The sequence below is a fragment of the Acinetobacter sp. AG1 genome, assembly GCF_001005525.1.
GTDB classification, from domain to species: Bacteria; Pseudomonadota; Gammaproteobacteria; order Pseudomonadales; family Moraxellaceae; genus Acinetobacter; species Acinetobacter modestus.
Window position 1 is genome coordinate 23,646 of record NZ_LBMZ01000118.1, and the last position, 19,920, is coordinate 43,565.

At 39.1% G+C, this 19,920-nt stretch carries 15 protein-coding genes; 14 read left to right on the forward strand and 1 reads right to left on the reverse strand.

What is annotated here, in order from left to right:
* Positions 1-74 precede the first annotated feature (74 nt).
* The 13 genes from AAV96_RS12760 (at position 75) to AAV96_RS12820 (ending at position 17,529) form a co-directional block, all read left to right on the forward strand.
* Entirely contained in the window at positions 75-1,427 is a 1,353-nt protein-coding gene (locus tag AAV96_RS12760; RefSeq protein WP_004661977.1) for an MFS transporter, read from the forward strand.
* Positions 1,428-1,455: 28 nt separating this feature from the next.
* Complete coding sequence (nirB, locus tag AAV96_RS12765) at positions 1,456-4,002, forward strand: nitrite reductase large subunit NirB (RefSeq protein ID WP_046739572.1); 2,547 nt, start codon at positions 1,456-1,458, stop codon at positions 4,000-4,002.
* Positions 4,003-4,013: 11 nt separating this feature from the next.
* Positions 4,014-5,633 carry a nitrite reductase small subunit NirD gene (gene nirD, locus AAV96_RS12770; protein WP_004661980.1) on the forward strand — a complete coding sequence of 540 codons (1,620 nt, stop codon included), beginning with the start codon at positions 4,014-4,016 and terminating at the stop codon, positions 5,631-5,633.
* Positions 5,634-5,825: 192 nt separating this feature from the next.
* Positions 5,826-8,606 carry a nitrate reductase gene (locus tag AAV96_RS12775; protein WP_046739573.1) on the forward strand — a complete coding sequence of 927 codons (2,781 nt, stop codon included), beginning with the start codon at positions 5,826-5,828 and terminating at the stop codon, positions 8,604-8,606.
* Positions 8,603-9,232, forward strand: a complete 630-nt coding sequence (locus tag AAV96_RS12780) for a molybdenum cofactor guanylyltransferase (RefSeq protein ID WP_046739574.1) — start codon at positions 8,603-8,605, stop codon at positions 9,230-9,232. Before AAV96_RS12775 ends, AAV96_RS12780 begins: the two co-directional genes overlap by 4 nt.
* A gap of 172 nt (positions 9,233-9,404) precedes the next feature.
* Positions 9,405-10,280, forward strand: coding sequence for a MaoC/PaaZ C-terminal domain-containing protein (locus AAV96_RS12785; protein WP_046739575.1), 876 nt, complete (start codon positions 9,405-9,407; stop codon positions 10,278-10,280).
* Between the two features lie 20 nt (positions 10,281-10,300).
* Entirely contained in the window at positions 10,301-12,598 is a 2,298-nt protein-coding gene (locus AAV96_RS12790) for a molybdopterin-dependent oxidoreductase (protein ID WP_046739576.1), read from the forward strand.
* A 272-nt stretch (positions 12,599-12,870) separates the two neighbouring features.
* Positions 12,871-13,899: a GTP 3',8-cyclase MoaA gene (moaA, locus tag AAV96_RS12795; protein ID WP_046739577.1), complete on the forward strand. Its 1,029-nt coding sequence runs from the start codon at positions 12,871-12,873 to the stop codon at positions 13,897-13,899.
* 26 nt (positions 13,900-13,925) lie between these two features.
* Positions 13,926-14,177: a MoaD/ThiS family protein gene (locus AAV96_RS12800; RefSeq protein ID WP_046739578.1), complete on the forward strand. Its 252-nt coding sequence runs from the start codon at positions 13,926-13,928 to the stop codon at positions 14,175-14,177.
* Position 14,178: 1 nt separating this feature from the next.
* The gene (locus AAV96_RS12805; protein ID WP_046739579.1) at positions 14,179-14,700 is read left to right on the forward strand and encodes a molybdenum cofactor biosynthesis protein MoaE; all 522 of its coding nucleotides are present in this window, start codon (positions 14,179-14,181) and stop codon (positions 14,698-14,700) included.
* 17 nt (positions 14,701-14,717) lie between these two features.
* The gene (gene moaCB / locus AAV96_RS12810) at positions 14,718-15,641 is read left to right on the forward strand and encodes a bifunctional molybdenum cofactor biosynthesis protein MoaC/MoaB (RefSeq protein WP_005216003.1); all 924 of its coding nucleotides are present in this window, start codon (positions 14,718-14,720) and stop codon (positions 15,639-15,641) included.
* Positions 15,641-16,867 (forward strand): molybdopterin molybdotransferase MoeA, encoded by a 1,227-nt coding sequence (locus AAV96_RS12815; RefSeq protein WP_046739580.1) that lies wholly within the window; start codon positions 15,641-15,643, stop codon positions 16,865-16,867. The genes moaCB and AAV96_RS12815 overlap by 1 nt, the downstream gene beginning before the upstream one ends.
* Before the next feature lie 179 nt (positions 16,868-17,046).
* Positions 17,047-17,529 carry a winged helix-turn-helix transcriptional regulator gene (locus AAV96_RS12820; protein WP_004661997.1) on the forward strand — a complete coding sequence of 161 codons (483 nt, stop codon included), beginning with the start codon at positions 17,047-17,049 and terminating at the stop codon, positions 17,527-17,529.
* A 5-nt stretch (positions 17,530-17,534) separates the two neighbouring features.
* Here AAV96_RS12820 and AAV96_RS12825 read toward each other — a convergent pair whose 3' ends face one another.
* Complete coding sequence (locus AAV96_RS12825) at positions 17,535-18,929, reverse strand: PLP-dependent aminotransferase family protein (protein ID WP_046739581.1); 1,395 nt, start codon at positions 18,927-18,929, stop codon at positions 17,535-17,537.
* 120 nt (positions 18,930-19,049) lie between these two features.
* Between AAV96_RS12825 and AAV96_RS12830 the strand changes: the two genes are divergently transcribed.
* Complete coding sequence (locus tag AAV96_RS12830; protein WP_046739582.1) at positions 19,050-19,913, forward strand: DMT family transporter; 864 nt, start codon at positions 19,050-19,052, stop codon at positions 19,911-19,913.
* The last annotated feature ends 7 nt before the right edge of the window (positions 19,914-19,920 follow it).

Here is a 19,920-nt window from a genome sequence, read left to right on the forward strand (position 1 = left end):
GTCCGATCTGATCGGTTTGTTTACACAGCGATATGTGTCAACAAAGCAGTATACGTTCAGTATAGGAGATGGCAATGTCTTTAGATTTATCGGCGAAAAAAGCCACATCAATTAAGTTATTTAACTTCTCAGCGCCAGCGATGCGAGCATTCCACATGAGTTGGCTTGCTTTCTTTGTTTGCTTCTTTGCTTGGTTTGCCTGCGCACCATTGATGCCTGTCATTGCAGGTGAGTTTCATTTAACCAAAGATCAAATCGCAAACATTAATATTGCCGCAGTTGCCATCACGATTCTGGTTCGACTGATTGTAGGGCCATTGTGCGACAAATACGGTCCACGTAAGACGTATACCACTTTGTTGCTATTAGGAAGTATTCCTGTATTTGGTGTTGCATTAGCAAATAGTTATGAATCGTTCCTTTTCTTTCGATTACTGATTGGCGCAATAGGTGCAAGTTTTGTAATTACTCAATATCACACTAGCATTATGTTTGCTCCTAACGTTGTAGGTACAGCAAATGCGACCTCAGCAGGTTGGGGGAATGCAGGAGGTGGAGCAACGCAAGCCCTTATGCCACTACTTCTATCTGCATTGGTGATGTTTGGTGTAGAGCAAGCAATGGGATGGAGAATTGCACTGATTGTACCTGGTGTGATGATGGTGATTGTTGGACTTCTTTATTGGAAATTCACACAAGATTGTCCGCAAGGTGATTTTAAAGAACTGCGTGCACAAGGTTTTGCTGCGGGTAGTGATAAAAAAGGCGGTATTGCAATTTTAATGCATGCTGCACGTAACTATCGTGTTTGGATTCTATTCTGCTCTTACGCTGCATGTTTTGGTATCGAAATCTTCATGCATAACATCATTGCGATGTACTACGTCGAACATTTCAATTTTGGTTTAAAAGAAGCAGGTATGACGGCAGGTGTTTTTGGATTATTAGCACTGTTCGCTCGTGCCTTTGGCGGTATCGTTTCAGATAAAATTGCAATCAAAAAAGGCTTAGATGGCCGAACAAGAATCCTATTCATCTTGATCTTGGGCGAAGGCTTATTCTTGATGCTGTTCTCTCATATGAACAGTGCAGTATTTGCGATTTTAAGTATGACGATATTCGCTCTCTTTACGCATATGGCATGTGGTGCAACCTACGCATTGGTTCCTTTTATCGATCGAGAAGCACTTGGTGGTGTTGCAGGCATTATTGGTGCAGGTGGAAATGTAGGTGCAGTTGCAGCGGGATTCTTATTGAAAGGCATGGTTGATATCCAAACTTGCTTAATGGTTCTAGGTGGTTTAGTTGTCATCGCAGCAAGCTCAGTAATGCTTATCCGATTTTCAGTAGAGCATAAAGAAAAAGAACAACGCTTATTTGAACAAGCAATTTTAGAACGCGGCTCAGAACAAAACAGCGCAGCTTAATCTCAGATTAGATTTTAGGAGAAACACAATGAAATTAGTGATGATTGGTCACGGTATGGTGGGTCATAAATTCATCGAAGCCATCTTAGAGAAAGCTGATGATGAATTAGAAATTACGATTCTTGCTGAAGAACCACGCATTGCATATGATCGTGTACATTTAACTGAATATTTTTCAGGAAAATCAGCAAAAGACTTATCACTGGCACGTTTTGATTTTGCAGATGCACATGGCATTGACTTACGCTTGAATACCAAAGCAATTGCAATCGATGCTGTAGAAAAAACAGTGACAACAAGTTTTGGTGATGTGATTAGCTACGACAAATTGGTATTGGCAACAGGTTCATATGCATTTGTTCCACCAATTTCAGGCAATGATCGTGAGAACTGTTTTGTTTATCGAACCATTGAAGATTTAGATGGGATTCGCGCTGCAAGCTTAAATTCAAAGTCGGGTGTGGTGATTGGTGGTGGTTTATTAGGTTTAGAGGCTGCAAAAGCTTTACGTGATTTAAACCTAGAAACGCATGTTGTTGAATTTGCACCACGCTTAATGGCGGTTCAAATTGATGACTTAGGCGGTAAAGTTTTACGTCGTAAAATCGAGAACCTTGGTGTAAAAGTTCATACTCAAAAAGCAACTTCATCTATTGAAGCGGGAGAAAGCGCAACGCATGTGATGAAGTTTGCGGATGGTAGCGAGCTTGAAACAGATATTATTCTATTCTCAGCAGGTATTCGCCCACGTGATGAACTTGCACGCAGCAGCGGGTTGGCACTTGGCGAGCGTGGGGGTATCAAGATTAATGATTATTGCCAAACTTCAAATGAAGATATTTATGCGATTGGTGAGTGTGCACTTTGGGACAATAAAATCTATGGTCTCGTTGCGCCCGGCTATGACATGGCGCGTATTGCAGCCAAGCATATCTTAGCTGAAGAAACACATTGTTTCGCTGGTGCTGATATGAGCACTAAGTTGAAATTGATGGGTGTAGATGTGGCATCGGTTGGTGATGCTCATGGCATGACACCGAATTCGCTTAGCTATTTCTATGCTGATGAAGATGCATTGGTTTATAAGAAAATCGTCGTAGATGCAGATAAAACCAAATTACTGGGCGCAGTACTTGTTGGTGATGCAAAAGAATATAACGATCTTTTACAAATGATGTTGAATGGTATCGCATTGCCAGAAACACCTGAAAGCTTAATCATGCCAGGATTTGCTGACTCAGGTGCAAAAGCAGGAGGTAGCGGTGTTGATTTACTGCCTGATAGCGCAACCATCTGTTCATGTAACAACGTATCAAAAGCAGATATTTGCCAAGCGATTTGTGATGGTTCAACTTCATTAGGTGCTTTAAAGAAATGTACCAAAGCAGCAACGGCTTGTGGTGGTTGTGCACCATTAGTCACTCAAGTTTTAAAGTCTGAGTTACAACGTCAAGGTGTAACGGTCAATAACCACGTATGTGAACACTTCCCATACTCACGTCAAGAGATCTATCACTTGGTGCGTGTCAATGAAATCAAGACATTTGATGATTTGATTCAACAACATGGTCATGGTTTAGGTTGTGATATCTGTAAACCAATGACAGCGAACATTTTGGCATCGTGCTGGAATGACTTTGTATTGGAGCCAACGCACGCAGGTTTACAAGACAGTAATGACTACTATTTAGGAAATATCCAAAAGGATGGTTCATACTCGGTTGTTCCGCGCATGGCAGGTGGTGAAGTCACTCCAGATGGTTTGATTGCTGTAGGTCAAATTGCTAAAAAATATAACCTGTATACAAAAATTACTGGCGGTCAACGTGTTGACTTATTTGGTGCTCAACTACACGAGTTACCATTTATTTGGGAAGAGTTGAATGCAGCAGGCTTCGAGTCAGGGCATGCTTACGGTAAATCATTACGTACAGTGAAATCATGTGTGGGTAGCACTTGGTGCCGATATGGTGTGGATGATTCTGTTGGTTTAGCGATTGAATTAGAAAATCGCTACAAAGGCTTACGCTCACCGCATAAATTAAAAATGGCTGTGTCAGGTTGTACGCGTGAATGCGCTGAAGCACAAGGTAAAGATGTCGGTGTAATTGCGACAGAAAAAGGCTGGAATCTATATGTGTGTGGTAATGGTGGAATGAAGCCACGCCATGCAGAGCTTTTAGCTTCTGATCTTGATACCGAAACTTTGATCCGTTATGTCGACCGTTTCTTTATGTTCTATATCCAAACTGCGGATCGTTTACAACGTACGAGTGTGTGGCGTGACAATATGGAAGGTGGTTTAGATTATCTCAAAGCTGTGATTGTTGATGATTCTCTGGGGCTTGCTGAAGAACTGGAAAATCGTATGGCGCATGTGATTGGAACTTATCAAGATGAATGGCGTACAGCGGTAGAGAATCCTGAAATTCGTAAACGCTTCCAAACCTATATCAATGCAAGCGCTGAAGAGCAAGCTGATCCATATATTCAATTTACCGAAGTTCGTGATCAAATCCGTCCATTAAATGAAGCTGAACGTTCAGTTGATCGTATCCCGATGGTAGAAGCATAAGGAGAATCAAAATGACAAATTTAAAAGACATGAGTATGCTTCCAGAAAATCAATGGGTCGATGTATGTAACCTTGATGACATCACACCAAATACTGGCGCAGGTGCACTTATTGCGGGGCAATCAGTTGCTTTATTTCGCGTAGGAAACGAAAAACGTATTTATGCATTAAGCAATAAAGATCCATTCAGCCAAGCGAATGTTATGGCGCGCGGTATTATTGGTGATTTGCAAGGTGAACGCGTGATTGCATCACCTATTTACAAACAACATTTTAGTTTGGCGACTGGACGCTGCTTAGAAGATAAAGATCAAAAACTATTAGTTTTTCCGACTAAAATTGAAAATGGTCGTGTCTGGGTCGGAGCCGTACCACAAAAAACTTATATTACCAATAATGGAATTTCACAAGAGAAGTTAAAGCTTGTTCTGATTGGTAATGGTTTGGCTGGGATGCGTTGCCTAGAAGATTTGCTTGATATGGCGCCAGATCGTTATGAAGTGACAGTCATTGGTGAAGAACCTTGGGGTAACTATAATCGTATTATGCTGTCACCAGTGCTTTCAGGTGAGAAAACGATCGAAGATATTATGTTGCATCCTCATGCTTGGTATAGCGATAAAGGGATTAAGTTTATTGCTGATGATCCTGCGATAAAAATTGATCGTACTCGCAAGACAGTCCATACAGAAAAAGGTGAAACTGTTGATTATGACCGCTTAATTATTGCCACAGGTTCTAAGCCGTTTATTCCACCAGTACAAGGTGTTGACTTGAAAGGTGTGATTAGTTTTCGTGATATTTATGATGTGAATACCATGATTAAATATTGTGAAACTAAAAAAAATGCAGTCGTGATTGGCGGTGGTTTACTTGGTCTAGAAGCAGCGTATGGCTTGAAGCAACGTGGCATGAATGTAACGGTGCTGCATCTAATGGATCGTATCATGGAGCGTCAATTAGATGGTCGAGCAAGCCGTATGCTACGTCATAGCATTGAAGAGAAAGGCATCAAGATTATTACTGAAGCCAATACCGAAGCTTTAATTGGTAAAAATGGTCATGTCAGTCAGATTCGTTTAAAAGATGGTACTTTATTAGATGCTGATTTGGTGGTCTTTGCTGTAGGTATTCGTCCAAATATCACTTTGGCGCAAAGTGCTGGATTACGTTGTAATCGCGGTATTTTAGTGAATGACACCATGCAAACCTTTGATCCAAGTATTTATGCTGTTGGTGAATGCATTGAACATCGTAATCAAACCTTTGGATTGGTGGAGCCACTTTGGGGGCAAGCATTTATTTGTGCAACCCATTTGGCTGAACATGGTAGCTTAACGTTCAAGTCTCCAACTGTACCAACTCAGCTTAAAGTCAGTGGTGTCGATGTCTTCTCAGCAGGTAATTTTGAGCCTAAAGAAGATTATGAAGACATTATCTTAAATGATGAAAAACGCCATATTTACAAGCGTATTATTATCCAAAAAGATAAAGTGATTGGCGCTGTTTTATTCGGTGATACCGAAGATGGTATGTGGTATGCCGAGTTAATTGCGGATCAAACACCTGTTTCGACATTTAGAAATAAATTGTTATTTGGTAAAGATTTTGCATTGAAAAAAGCAGGTTAATCTTACTTTGGTTTAGGAGAAATTTCTCCTAAACCAAAAACTCAGTCATTTAACTACTTTATGGTAGTCAACCAAAGATTCACAATAAAAGTTAAGACGTAGATTATAAATTGGCTATTGATCACGGATCATACAATTTTAAGCAATCGAAACTTTAGTTAGGGCAAAGATGGAATAGGTAAAGGAGCAGTCATGAACAGTATTCAAAATTTAGAACACAGTCGCTCCGATCATGCACAAACACTCATTACAAAAACAACTTGTCCATATTGTGGCGTTGGATGTGGTGTTAATGTTGAAGTTCAACATAAAACACAAGGTTCAAATATTAAAGTTGCAGGAGACACAGAACACCCTGCAAATTTTGGACGACTCTGTATTAAAGGGAGCAATTTAGCAGATACCTTAGGGTTGGAAACCCGTGTTTTAAATCCGATGTTGGGACGCAAAAATCACCGTAATGTGACAACATGGGATGTTGCAATTGACAAAATTGCAACTCAATTTCAGGCATGTATTGAGCAATATGGACCCGAAAGTGTGGCATTTTATGTTTCGGGGCAGTTATTAACTGAAGATTATTATGTGGTGAATAAATTCGTAAAGGGTTATTTAGGCACAGCCAATATTGACACCAATTCACGTCTATGTATGTCTTCAGCCGTAGCTGCGCATAAACGTAGCTTTGGTGAAGATATTGTACCTGCAAGTTATGAAGACTTTGAACATGCTGATATGGTGGTATTGGTTGGTTCAAATACAGCATGGTGCCATCCAGTTTTGTATCAACGGATTATGCAAGTGAAGAGTCAAAATCCTAATTTATTTGTGGTTGTCGTCGATCCACGATTTACGAGCACTTGTGAGCAAGCAGATTTACATTTGCCAATCTTGCCAGGTCAAGATGTGGCTTTGTTTAAAGGATTATTACAATATTTATATCAACATGGTTATGCCGATCATGAGTTTGTTGAGTCTTACACAGAGGGGCTTCAAGCACTTTTAGAAGCGAATCGAACGGAACAAGATTTTAAAGCTGTTGCAAAACGCACAGGGATTTCAGAAGAAAAATTACAACTGTTTTTTGATAAATTTGCCACAACTGAAAAAGTAGTAACTCTTTTTTCAATGGGAGTTAATCAATCATCTCAAGGAGTGAATAAAGCCAATAGTATTATCAACTGTCATTTACTGACGGGTAAAATTGGTAAGCTGGGTGCTGCTCCATTTTCAATGACTGGACAACCTAATGCGATGGGTGGTCGTGAGGTTGGTGGACTGGCCAATATGTTGGCAGCACACTTAGACATTGATAATCCAACGCATCAAAATTTAGTGCAAAGTTTTTGGAATAGCCCAACCATTGCGACACAAGCTGGACTTAAAGCAGTTGATTTGTTTCAAGCGGTTGAAAGTGGAAAAATTAAAGCAATTTGGATTATGGCGACCAATCCTGTGGTAAGTCTTCCTGATGCCGATCAAGTCAAAAGAGCATTGGATAAATGTGAATTTGTCGTTGTTTCAGATATTTGTTCTGATACCGATACCACGGCTTATGCTGATATTTTGCTACCAGCCTTGGGTTGGGGTGAAAAAGATGGAACGGTAACTAACTCAGAACGTCGAATTTCACGCCAACGCGCATTTTTAGCTTCACCAAAACAAGCCAAAGCAGATTGGTGGGCTGTTGCAGAAGTTGCAAAAAAACTTGGTTTTTCTGGTTTTGATTTTAGCAATGCGTGTGACATCTTTAATGAGCATGCTGCATTGTCTGCATATCAAAATGCAAGTTTAGCTGAACGTGATCAGGTAGAAAATTTTCGTTATTTTAATTTAAAAGGTTTAACCAATCTAAGTTTTGAAGAATATAACGAGTTAAAACCAACGCAATGGCCTGTGTGGGAAAAAGGTCAGACGACATCGGTTAAGCAACTTTTTGGTCAAGGTGAGTTTAGTTATGCTTCTCGTAAAGCAAAACTTATCCCAACGATCGCAATCGATCCCGTACACTCAGTTTCTGAAGATTATCCGTTAATTCTGAATACGGGGCGTATTCGGGATCAATGGCATACCATGACACGTACAGGTTTATCAGCAAATTTGACCACACATCGTGCTGAACCATTTTGTGAGATTCATCCAAACGATGCACTTAAATTTGGTATTCGCGATAAAGGGTTGGTCGAGATTCGTTCGGCATGGGGAAGTTGTGTATTACGTGTGACATTGGCTCAAGGTGTTCGTCGTGGACAAATCTTTGCCCCGATTCATTGGACAGAACAAGTTGCTTCAGATGCTCGGATTGGTAAAGTTGTTAACCCTGTTGTCGATGCAATTTCAGGTGAACCTGAGTTTAAGCATACGCCAGTATCGATACAGCCTTTCCATACAACTTGGCAGGGTGTTTTATATGTTAGAGAAGGGTTCGAACATCAAATCAAAGCATCTTTACAGACCTGTGCATGGTGGACAAAAATCAAAACTGCAAAAGCAATGCGTTATGAGCTTGCCGATCGACACAGTATTGATCAAACTCAGAAAAACTTAAAAACCTTTTTACCTTTTGTCGATGAAACATATGAATGGTTAAGTATTGAGGATATTTCATCGCAACTCAGTCATAGTATTGTACTCAAAGATGGGATTTTAATCGCAAGCCTATATATTGCACCTGCTGAGTTATTACCAGATCGTGATTGGGTTGCAAGTTTATTTAAACGTGAACGATTAAGTGCCTTGCACCGTAAAGCATTGTTGGCAGGTATGCCAATGTCTGCTGCTAATAACGATGGTCCATTGGTATGTAGTTGTTTCAAAGTAGGAAAAAACAAGATTATTGAAGCGATCAAAACTCAAAATATCACGCATGAAAAGCAAGTCACGGCATGTTTAAAAGCGGGTGGTAACTGTGGTTCATGTTTACCAGAAATTCGTGGTTTGATTAAGACTTGTCAGTTGGAGGCAGAAGCATGACTATACAAATTCCCGCTACAGATCTAGTGATCTTGGCGGGAGGACAAGCACGCCGTATGAATGGCATGAATAAATTACTTCAACAATTTGATGATCAAATTCAACTATCTAAAATTTGTCAGAAATTTAAATCAGAAGTGCAAAGCATTTGGGTAAACAGTCATCGAGATAGTTCGATTTACAAGCAGATTGAACCGAATATCTATTGTTATTCAGATGATCAAACAGGTTTTTTAGGTCCATTAATGGGGATGAAAAGTGCGTGGTCATATCTACAATCGGACTATGCTTTATTTATTCCGTGCGATGTTACGTATATACCCAATCAAGTTTTAATTAAGTTGCATCGCGCACTACAAAAAAATCCACAAGCGCTAGTGGCTTATGTTGCAATTAATGGAGATGCTTTATATCCATTTTGTTTATTAAAAAAAGAAAGTCTGCCAATTTTACAACAACAAATTAATACCAATAAATTAAGTTTAAGAGATTGTTTTAAGCAATTGCATGCACAAAGTGTTTCATTTAAAAAGCAAAGCCTGTTTTGCCATAGTATTAATTCTTTAGATGAGTTACAGCAGTACAAACAGATGAAAGCTTTTCATCAGATGTTTACAGCGCACTAGTTTCTTTTAGCTTCCATAAAATATAAAGTTTTAGATAAGAATTCTTGACCTTTGTTTAAACAAGTTCTATTTTAGAACTTGTTTAATTTTACATCGAAATATTTTTAACAGATGTGAACTAATATTCTGTAGCTAAAGGAATATTAGAAAAATAAAAGGAAAGGGGCTTCAGATGTTCACAATTCGTTATCAACAGATTCCGTTGCATTTTTTGTTGGAGCATCAGTCAACTCTGGCTGGTCTCGGACAGATTGGACTTCGTACTTTGAAAAAGACCACACCAAGAGCGCTTGATTGGCAAGTTATTGTTCCGATTATCGAGGTGATTGATCCTCCAAGTAACGATCTGATCGAGCATTATGTGAAATGGACGGGTTCAAAAATCAACAAATATCGAGACTCAATTCCTCCACATATGGTTTCTCAATGGGGGTTGTCATTTGCAACACGTTTGTTATTACAAACCCATTATCCACTGAGTCAAGTAATTAATCAGGGTGTCAGTCTGAAAATGAATGGCAAGATTCCACGAAATGAGAAATTAATGATTCAGGCAAAAATTGCACAAGTTGATGAACGCAATGGCTTAGCTCGGGTTTCTGTTCAAATCACGACTGGAACAATTTCTCAGCCTGATCTAGTTGAAACCGTATTGCATATGGCGTTTATTTTGCCAACTTTCAAAAAAGTTAAACGCACAGAAACACAAGAGCATAAAAATTGGACGGTGCAAGGAGAATGGTCTGTTCAATCAGATGATGGTTTTAAATTTGCACTTCTTACAGGTGATTTCAACCCGATTCATTGGGTAGGTTTGTTGGCAAAGTTTTCAAATTTTGGTCAAAAAGTACTGCATGGTTTCGGGGTATTTGCAAAAAGTTTTGAGTTACTCCCAGAAGAAGTTAAACAAATTGATGTTCGATTCTTAAAACCAGTAAAGTTACCATCACAGCATAATCAAGTTGAAACATCTACTGAACAGAGCGAAAAGTATGTTCGAGTTATAGGTTCTGCTGGACAAGTTTGTTTAATGGGTCAATTTAAATAATAAAGACAGGATGATGGAAAATGACAACAACAGTATCTGCATCGAAGCAAGACGTCACAGCTTGTATTTTATGTTCTCGTAATTGTGGTTTAAGCGTTGAAATTGAAGATAATCAGTTTAAAAAAATTAAGGGTGATGATCAGCATCCTTTCTCGCAAGGGTATATTTGTCAAAAGGCAGCTCGCCTGCAACATTATCAAAAACATGCAGATCGATTGACCAGACCCTTAAAGCGTCAGCCAGATGGCTCATTCGAAGAAATTAGTTGGGATCAGGCTATTCAAGAAATAGCAGATCAGCTCGTGCATATTCGAGATACGTTTGGTGGAACTGCTTTTGCCTCTGTGGGTGGAGGTGGACAAGGAAACCATCTGGGTGCGGCTTATGGGCGCCAGCTGCTATACGCAATGAAAAGTTTTTATGCATATAACTCTTTAGCTCAAGAAAAGACAGGTGACTTTTGGGTGAATGGTCGTTTGTTTGGCAGTCAGGCTTGTCACACGACAGAAGACGTTGAGCATGCAGATTATGTACTATTTATTGGAACAAACCCATTTCAAGCGCATGGTATCCCAAACGCACGAGATACATTAAAGCATATAAAGAAAGATCCAAATCGTACCATGGTCGTTTTTGACCCACGTGTGACAGAAACTGCGAAACAGGCTGATATTCATGTGCAACTCAAGCCCGGAACAGATGCTTATTTAATGTCTGCCATGATTGCAATTATGTTACGCGAAAATCTTTATGATCAAGATTTTATTCAAAAGCATACGCATGGTTTTGAAGAGGTAAAACAGGCATTTCTTGCTATTCCGATAGAGGAATATATTCAAAAAGCAGATGTTTCAGTCGCACAGATTTATCAAATTGTTCGCGATTTTTCTAAAGCTAAACGTGGATGCGTTCGAATTGATTTAGGCATTCAACATACATTAAATACGACATTAAATGGTTATTTAGAAAAGCTTTTGTATTTATTGTCAGGGCATTTTGGTAAACAAGGCACGAACAATCTACATACCATGTTTATTCCGATTTTGACCAATACTGATGAGCGTAATCCTAAATATCGCCGTACAGTACATCATAAAATGTTTCCAATTTCTGGGTTCTTTCCGCCAAACATTTTGCCAGATGAAATTCTAAAAGCTGGAGAAAAAAGAGTAAGAGCAGTCTTTGTGGATAGTTGTAATCCTTTACTTACTTATCCTGATACCACTGCTTACGAACAAGCTTTTAAAGCTTTAGACTTGTTGGTTGTGGTAGATGTCGCAATGACTGAGACTGCTCGCTTTGCAGACTATATTTTGCCTGCACGTAGTCAGTTCGAAAAATGGGAATTTACAGGCTTTAATTTAGAATTTCCAAAAAATGGCTTCCATTTACGTCATCCGTTGTTTACCGCACAAGGTGATTCTTTGCCTGAGGCAGAGATCTATACTCGCTTGCTTGAAGCGATGAAGGTGATACCTCAACAATTTCCAATACTCAGTAAAATTGCAGAAAAAGATTCAGCTAAAACAGCCTATCTTCCTTACTTTGGTGCATTAGCTGCAAGTTTTGCTAAAAATAAAAAGTTGATTCCTTTTGCTGCATCGATTGTATATCGCACCTTAGGTAAAACTTTACCTAAGGATGCGGCTGCAACAGCTCTCTTGTTACCATTATGTATGCAATATGCTTCTCAACATTATCATGCAGTTAAACAAGCAGGCTATGAGGGCAATCGTTTGAATCTTGGTGTTAAACTATTTCAAGCGATTTTGCATCAACGTTCAGGTGTAGTTTTATCGCAACATGACTATGCGGATGTATGGAGCTTGATTGTCTATAAAGATAAAAAAATACGTTTAGCTATTCCAGAAATGTTTCTTGAATTAGCCCAACTCAAACAAAAAAATCTTACATTAACAGATGATTATCCATTTATTTTACTTGCTGGCGAGCGTCGTAGTTACAATGCAAATCAAATTTATCGTGATCCGGCTTGGCGTAAGGTTGATGCAGAAGGTCGATTAAAAATAAATCCAGAAGATGCATCTCAATTTTCCATTGAAACAGGTCAGCGTTTGCGATGTGTCTCTGAGCATGGAGAAATATCTGTTGTCGTTGAAGTTGATGAGGGGATGCGTAAAGGCGTTGTATCATTACCGCATGGTTATGGCTTACGCTATCGTGGTGGTGAACCCATCGGACCCGAGTTAAATCGTTTAACCTCAACTCAACATTGTGATCCATTATCGAAGACACCATATCATAAGTATGTACCCGTAAGATTGGAACGTTTAGATGTATCCGTTATTGCGGATTAGCTTTTACAAGAAATGCACCAAATTCTTTCATTTTTAGCGGAAAATGGGAAAAATTGGTGCAATGTTTTTTATTAGGAAGGTTTACCTTATTTTAATTGTTGTTTACAAATTAAGATGATTGCTTATTTGAGTGAACAATAAGCATTGCAAGCAAATAGATTTCATATTGGAATAAATATTGCTGTATTAAAATTAATTCGCTGTAAACTCGATAGCAAAGATGCACAGAACTTGTGCTGAAGGTAGTAAGAAGTTTCACAATATGAGTGCAAATGATGAAGCATGATATATCTACGAACATTCCGATCTTAGAAGATCAGTATGGTCGTATTAAACGTAAGTTGCGGATTTCCGTGACAGATCGTTGCAATTTCAAATGCACCTATTGTATGCCTGAACATCCAGAATGGATGAAAAAACAAGATTTACTAAGTTTTGAAGCGTTGCTGGTATTTTGCCAATATATGGTGAAGCAAGGGATTGAAAATATTCGCATTACTGGGGGCGAACCTTTAATGCGTCAGGGTGTTGTTCATTTTATTCGTGATTTGCAGAGTTTACGAGTATTGGGTTTAAAACGAGTCTCGATCACTACCAATGCACATTATTTAGCTAAATATGCGGAACCCCTAAAACAAGCTGGATTAGATGATCTTAATATCAGCCTAGATAGTTTAGATCCAGATCAATTCAAGCAACTGACTAAAAAAGAGCTCACTCCCGTATTAAATGGGATAGAGGCGGCAAAAAAAGCGGGGCTTGCTTTCAAAATCAATTGTGTGTTGATGAAAGGTCAAAATGATGATCAGATTCTGCCAATGGTAAAGTGGGCTAAGCAACATAGCATTCCATTACGTTTTATTGAATTTATGCCTCTAGATGGCGATCAGCATTGGACAGATCAGTCAGTTGTGAGTGAAGCTGAAATTTTAGCGCAACTTCAGCCTTTTTATCAGATTCAAGTTTTGCAACAGCAGCATGAGCCTGCACGTCAGTATCAGTTAGACGGGCAATATTGTATTGGTATTATTTCTACAATAACTCATTCATTTTGCGGTGATTGTGATCGAATTCGATTAACAGCACAAGGTGAATTATTTAATTGTTTATTTGCACAACAGGGTCTGAATATAAAGCCGTATTTACAAGCTGTGATTAAACAGAAACAATTAGCTCAAGATATCAATTATCAAGAGCTTGATCAGCAAATTAAACCTTATATTTGGCACAAAGCGAAAGGTTATCATGCGATAAAACACCAACAAGTACGCAAAATTAGTATGCATATGTTGGGTGGTTAGTTTGGAAAAAGTGGTCTGGAGAGAATATGCAAACCATTGACATAAAAATAGAAGCTTTTGGTGCTATTGAACGGTTATTGCCAAAAGAGCTTGCATTTGAGTTTGCAGAAAATCAAACGGTTGAAGAAGTGTTAAGTCATATTGTAATGCTTTACCCAGAAGCAACAAAAGCGATGGATAAATGTGCGTGTGCGGTAGGTGAAGATATTGTGTTACGTCAAACAGCATTAAATACTTCATGTACTTTGGTATTGTTATCACCTGTTGCTGGAGGATGAAATGCGCGAATTTTCAAGAGTTCAAGATCAGGCTCTAAGCCTAGACAGTTTTGATCCTATACAATCATTTCCTGAATGTGGTGGTATTGATATTTTTATTGGAACTGTACGTAATCATCATGAAGGTAAAGCAGTTAAAGCTTTAAAATATACCTCGTATACACCTGTTGCTGAAAAAATGATTCGTGAAATCGAGCAGCAAATTAAAGAGAAGCATCAGGTTTCTTATGTGCGTGTGATGCATCGAATTGGTTATTTAGATGTGAGTGAAACAGCAATCATTGCAATTGCATATGCTGCTCACCGCCGTGAAGCATTTCAAGCCTGTGAAGAAGCCGTTGAACGTGTAAAACATGAAGTACCAATTTGGAAAGAAGAGTTCTTTATGGATGGTACAAGTCAATATGTAGAAGGTTGCTGTATTCGTAAAGATACGGTCGGAACTGAAACGCATGTCCATAAACATGAACATCACCACCGTCACGAACACGAAAATTGTGCGCATGAGCATACACACGAATAAAGCGTTAGGAAGTAAAAATGAAAAATGTTGGGATGAAACCCGAAAGTTATCGTGTTGCAGAAGCACAAGCGATTTTATACGCTCCACCACATTGCATTCAGCTACTGCGTGATGGAAATACTGAAAAAGGCGATGCATTAAAAACAGCTCGTATCGCAGGAATCTTGGCGGCAAAACGCACTGATGAACTGATTCCTCTTTGCCATCCTTTACCGATTTATCGTGCTGATGTTGAATATGATTTACAACATGATCACGTTGTGATTCTGACGACTGTAGAAACCATTGGGCCTACAGGGGTTGAGATGGAGGCTTTGACTGCTGCGAGTTTGGCAGGGTTAACCATTTATGACATGTTGAAGCCGCATTGTGAACCTGATGAATTGTGTTTAGACCAATGTAAATTGCTTAAGAAAAAAGGCGGTAAGTCACATTTTAAACGGACTCTACGTCAGTCTGTTTCTGCGGCAGTGATTGTGCTTTCTGATACTGTTGCAGCAGGACGTAAACCTGATACCGCGGGGAAATCAGTCGTTGAGACCTTAACCGAAGCAGGTTTTGATCCAATTCATTATCAAATTTTGCCAGATGAATCAGATCAATTGAAAGAATTGGTACTAGAATTGACAAAGTCTTATGCATGTATCATGACCGTCGGTGGTACAGGTATTGGTAAACGAGATATTACTGTTGATACACTTGAACCACTTTTAGAACGTAAATTAGACGGTCTGATGGAAGCGGCACGTTCTTTTGGCCAAAAACGCACACCATATGCGGCAATGTCTCGTGGTGTAGCAGGTTTTATTGATCGTTCCTTAGTGGTAACGCTGCCGGGTAGCCGTGGTGGTGCGAGTGAATCAATGGCAGCTATTCTGCCAGCTCTCGTTCATATTTTTGATGTTTGCCGAGATTTACCACATCCGGGGGGATATGAATAATGTCTGGATGTGGTGCTGAAAAGGGTTTAATCAGTATTGATGAGGCACTTGAACTCATTCGAACTCAGCCCAAAACATTGACGACTGAGGTATTGGCTTTAGCCCAAGGTTTGAATCGTTATCTCGCTAAAGCAATCTATTCCGAGGTCAATCTACCTAGCTTTTCTCAAAGTGCGGTAGATGGTTATGCGATTAATAGTTCACTTACACAGCTTCAAGATGTTTGTTTTGATGTAATTGGTGAGATTAAAGCGGGTAGTAAACTCGAATATCAATTGCTTGATGGGCAAGCCATTCGTATTTTTACAGGTGGCAAAATTCCTGAAGGCACCACACATGTTGCTCGACAAGAAATTGTTAAAGTTGAGTCGGAGACAATTCGACTGATTGAACAGCTTAAACCACAGGCTGATATTCGATTTACTGGTGAAGAAGTCAAACAAGGTCAACAGCTTGCGGACGTTGGTCAGAATATCAATATCGGTGCACTTGCTGCTTTAAGTATGGCAGGTGTGCAAACTGTCGAGGTATTTCAACAGCCTAAGGTTGCTGTGGTTATTACTGGTGATGAGGTTGCTGAGCAACCTGAATATCTACACATTGGTAAAGTTTTTGATGCCAATGGGCCGTTACTGAAGGCTTGGTTCAAAGCTTATGGTATGGATGTTGAGATTCTACATATTGCAGATGCGGCTGAACAAGTCACAGCATGTTTCGATCGATTAAAATCTTTATATGACGTCATTATTACCACGGGTGGTGTCTCTGTGGGTGATTATGACTTCGTTCGTCCATGTGCTTTCCAGACTGGATTTGAACAGATATTTTGGAAAGTTAAACAAAAACCGGGTAAGCCATTATTTTTTGCAAAATATGAAGATCCTGACCATCATTGTTATTTATTAGGTTTACCGGGTAATCCAGCGGCTGTTTATGTGTGTATGCAGATTTATGGCAACGCTTTATTGGATACTTTGCAAAATCAACGTGAGCCTATGCAATGGTTTAGTGGAGTACTCACCCATGGACTGAAATCTGATGCACGTGAGCGATTTTTAAGAATGCATGCTTATTTTGATCAGGGACAGCTCAAGTTACAAAGCCTTGCGAAACAACAATCACATATGTTGAGTAATTTAATGCAGGCCAATTGTTTAGTGCGTATTCCTGCAAATATTCAGTTAGATGCTGGACAAGAACTTTCAGGTCTTTTTATTAATCGCTAAGTTATCGAATGAATTTAGATGAAATGATCTGATTTTTTGACATTTAACTGAGTGCCAATATTGCATCTGATTGATCAGGTGGTTTAGTGTATATTTTATAGTGTTTAGTTTCTAAACATGACGGTTCAAGGCATCGATGAGATGTCTTTAAAGTTCTAAAAAATGATCAGGTGATAATAATGAAATGGGAAGAAATTGGCGATCAGCCATGTTCAGTTGCGAGAACGCTTTCTGTACTCGGTGATCGTTGGACAATGCTAATTTTACGTAACGCTTTCATGGGAATACGTCGTTTTGATGACTTCCAACGTAGTTTGGGACTGACCCGCCACGTACTTTCAGAGCGTCTTAAGCGTTTAGTCGAGCATGGTATTTTAACCAAAGTGCCTTATGTAGAACGTCAAGAACGATTTGAATACCAACTTACTGATAAAGGTTTGGATCTTTATCCTCTTATTTTAGCGATGGTGCAGTGGGCTGATAAGTGGATGGATATGGGACTTGGAAAACCGATTGAGTTTACACACAAAGGTTGTGGTAAGAAAATGAATCCAAGAGTGGTTTGCTCAGAATGTGATGAACCGCTGAATGTAAAAGATGTCCGTGTATCAGCTGGTCCAGGATATTTTGCTTTTATTGAACAAAAACAAAAAACTGCATAATTTTATCAATGCTGCCGTTCTTGCTCTTGTTGAATAGCATGAGATAGAACGGCAAAAACCTTCGAGTTACTGCATTGTGCGACATTAAAACGGATAAAATTCTTAAAATTTTGACTTTGGCTGAATGCATTCCCTGGCGCTAAAATCACACCATTTTCCAAACAAGTTTGTGCAATAGACGCAATATCTAAATGTCTAGGTAGTTCACACCATAAAAATAATCCTGCTTGTGGCTTAAACCAAGGTGTTATATTTAGTTTTTCTAATTGTTTGATGGTTGAATCCATTGCTTTTGCTAAGTTGATTTTCAGTTCTTCTAAATACTTGCGATAATTCCCATCTGTTAATGCTGCATACAAAATTTCAGCAGATAATTGATTACCGCCAAAACTTGTTGCAATCTTGATATTGGTTAAATCCTCAATCCATTCTGGTTTGGTGGCAATATAGCCTGTACGGACTGAACCTGATAGGGTTTTAGAAAAACTCCCAATATGAATTACCCGTGATAAACCATCAAGTGCGGCAAGTCGTGGGGCAGTGTGTACTTCTAAATCTGCAAAAATATCATCTTCAATGACAATCAAATTCGACCGTTCTACCAGTTTGAGAACTTGATAGGCTGTTGCTGCGTTTAATACAGCACCAGTTGGATTATGAATTCCAGAGTTAGTAATGTAAAGCCTTGGATTGAAGTCTTGAATAGCAGTTGCAAATGCGACTAAGTCAGGTCCATTTTTGGTATAGGGAATGCCAATGATTTGAACTTGATGAACTTTTAGCAAGGCATGGAAGTTAAAATAGCAAGGGTCATCTACCAATACAGCATCATTTGGTTTTAAAAAATAACGGCATATCAGATCAATCGCTTGCGTACCAGAATCAGTCAATAAAATCTGATTTGCAATCCCTTCAATTCCTTTGCTTTGCATTCTACGTGCTAGCAATTCACGTAAGGCAGGAAGCCCAAGTGGGGTAGAGTAATCCGTCAGAATGTTTGGATTGGTTTTAGAAACTTTACGGATTGCCTTACGAATATGCTCATGTGGCATCCACTCATTGGGTAGCCAGCCACAGCCAGGCTTTAGTACATCTGATTTTGCTTCCAAAGCTTGTCTTGATATCCACAAAGGGTCAATATTTCGATCGATTTTAGGGTGAATCTCAGAAATCGAGAGAGGTACAAGTGGCCCAGCTACAAAGAAGCCTGAACCTGTTTTTGCTTCAATTATACCTTTTGCCACAAGACGTTCGTAGCCTTCGACAATAGTTGAAATAGATAAGTTTAATTGTCTCGCTAACGCACGAACGGAAGGTAGTCGAGAACCAGGCATTAATGAGCGATTGTTGATTTGTTGATTAATGTGCTGTATGACTAAATCAATTTTTGTTGTTTTCATATCATTTTTCGCACTGTGTTGGTAAAAATACCAATACAGTTATTTGAAATTGTACTGTATTGTATGTGGGAATATAACATATTACAGATTAAATTCTCCAAATAGATTTGGAGAAAATAAATGAAAGTTGTGAATCAGGGTTGGTTAAATGGACTGATCGGCGTGATTATTTTTGCGGGTTCTTTGCCTGCAACACGTGTCGCTGTTATGGATTTCAGTCCTACTTTTTTAACTGCTGCTCGGGCTGCAATTGCGGGATTATTAGGTTTATTCTTACTTTTGCTGTTAAAACAACAGTTTCCTGCTAAAAGGGATTGGCTTGCATTATTTTATGTGGCAATCGGCGTGGTGATAGGATTTCCGTTATTTACTGCGCTCGCTTTGCAATATGTGAGTGCTGCACATACGATTGTTTTTGTTGGTTTACTTCCTTTATCGACTGCTATTTTTGGTGTATTGAGGGGTGGAGAAAAGCCAAATGTAAATTTTTGGTTATTTGCAGTTTTAGGTGCTTTGATCGTTTTTATTTACATGATCATTCAAAGTGGTACATGGCGATTTGGCTATGGCGATATTTTTATGTTACTTGCGATCTTACTGTGTGGCTTTGGTTATGCTGAGGGTGGAAAATTATCAAAACACTTAGGAGGGTGGCAGGTTATTTGTTGGGCGCTGTTAATAACTTTGCCAGTTATGTTGTTGATTTCATATCTCTACATGCCTATAGACTTCACACAGATTTCAAGCGCTGCGAAATTGGGGTTAGCTTATGTTTCTCTATTTAGCATGTTAATAGGTTTCTTTTTTTGGTACAAAGGCTTAGCACAAGGAGGTATCGCAACAGTAGGACAATTACAATTATTACAACCCATATTTGGACTAATGATTGCAGCTGTTTTGCTTCACGAGCAAGTAAGTGTTGCGATGTTTGCCGTTACCATCGCTGTGATAGCCTGTGTTGCATGCGCCAAAAAATTTGCATAATTTATAG

Bases quoted from the DNA above. Each gene is read 5' to 3' on its own strand.
- AAV96_RS12790 (WP_046739576.1), top strand. From the start codon at position 10,301: ATGACAACAACAGTATCTGCATCGAAGCAAGACGTCACAGCTTGTATT.
- AAV96_RS12760 (WP_004661977.1), top strand. From the start codon at position 75: ATGTCTTTAGATTTATCGGCGAAAAAAGCCACATCAATTAAGTTATTT.
- moaCB (WP_005216003.1), top strand. From the start codon at position 14,718: ATGAAAAATGTTGGGATGAAACCCGAAAGTTATCGTGTTGCAGAAGCA.
- AAV96_RS12800 (WP_046739578.1), top strand. From the start codon at position 13,926: ATGCAAACCATTGACATAAAAATAGAAGCTTTTGGTGCTATTGAACGG.
- nirD (WP_004661980.1), top strand. From the start codon at position 4,014: ATGACAAATTTAAAAGACATGAGTATGCTTCCAGAAAATCAATGGGTC.
- moaA (WP_046739577.1), top strand. From the start codon at position 12,871: ATGATGAAGCATGATATATCTACGAACATTCCGATCTTAGAAGATCAG.
- AAV96_RS12785 (WP_046739575.1), top strand. From the start codon at position 9,405: ATGTTCACAATTCGTTATCAACAGATTCCGTTGCATTTTTTGTTGGAG.
- AAV96_RS12825 (WP_046739581.1), bottom strand. From the start codon at position 18,929: ATGAAAACAACAAAAATTGATTTAGTCATACAGCACATTAATCAACAA.
- AAV96_RS12780 (WP_046739574.1), top strand. From the start codon at position 8,603: ATGACTATACAAATTCCCGCTACAGATCTAGTGATCTTGGCGGGAGGA.
- AAV96_RS12775 (WP_046739573.1), top strand. From the start codon at position 5,826: ATGAACAGTATTCAAAATTTAGAACACAGTCGCTCCGATCATGCACAA.
- AAV96_RS12830 (WP_046739582.1), top strand. From the start codon at position 19,050: ATGAAAGTTGTGAATCAGGGTTGGTTAAATGGACTGATCGGCGTGATT.
- AAV96_RS12805 (WP_046739579.1), top strand. From the start codon at position 14,179: ATGCGCGAATTTTCAAGAGTTCAAGATCAGGCTCTAAGCCTAGACAGT.
- nirB (WP_046739572.1), top strand. From the start codon at position 1,456: ATGAAATTAGTGATGATTGGTCACGGTATGGTGGGTCATAAATTCATC.
- AAV96_RS12815 (WP_046739580.1), top strand. From the start codon at position 15,641: ATGTCTGGATGTGGTGCTGAAAAGGGTTTAATCAGTATTGATGAGGCA.
- AAV96_RS12820 (WP_004661997.1), top strand. From the start codon at position 17,047: ATGAAATGGGAAGAAATTGGCGATCAGCCATGTTCAGTTGCGAGAACG.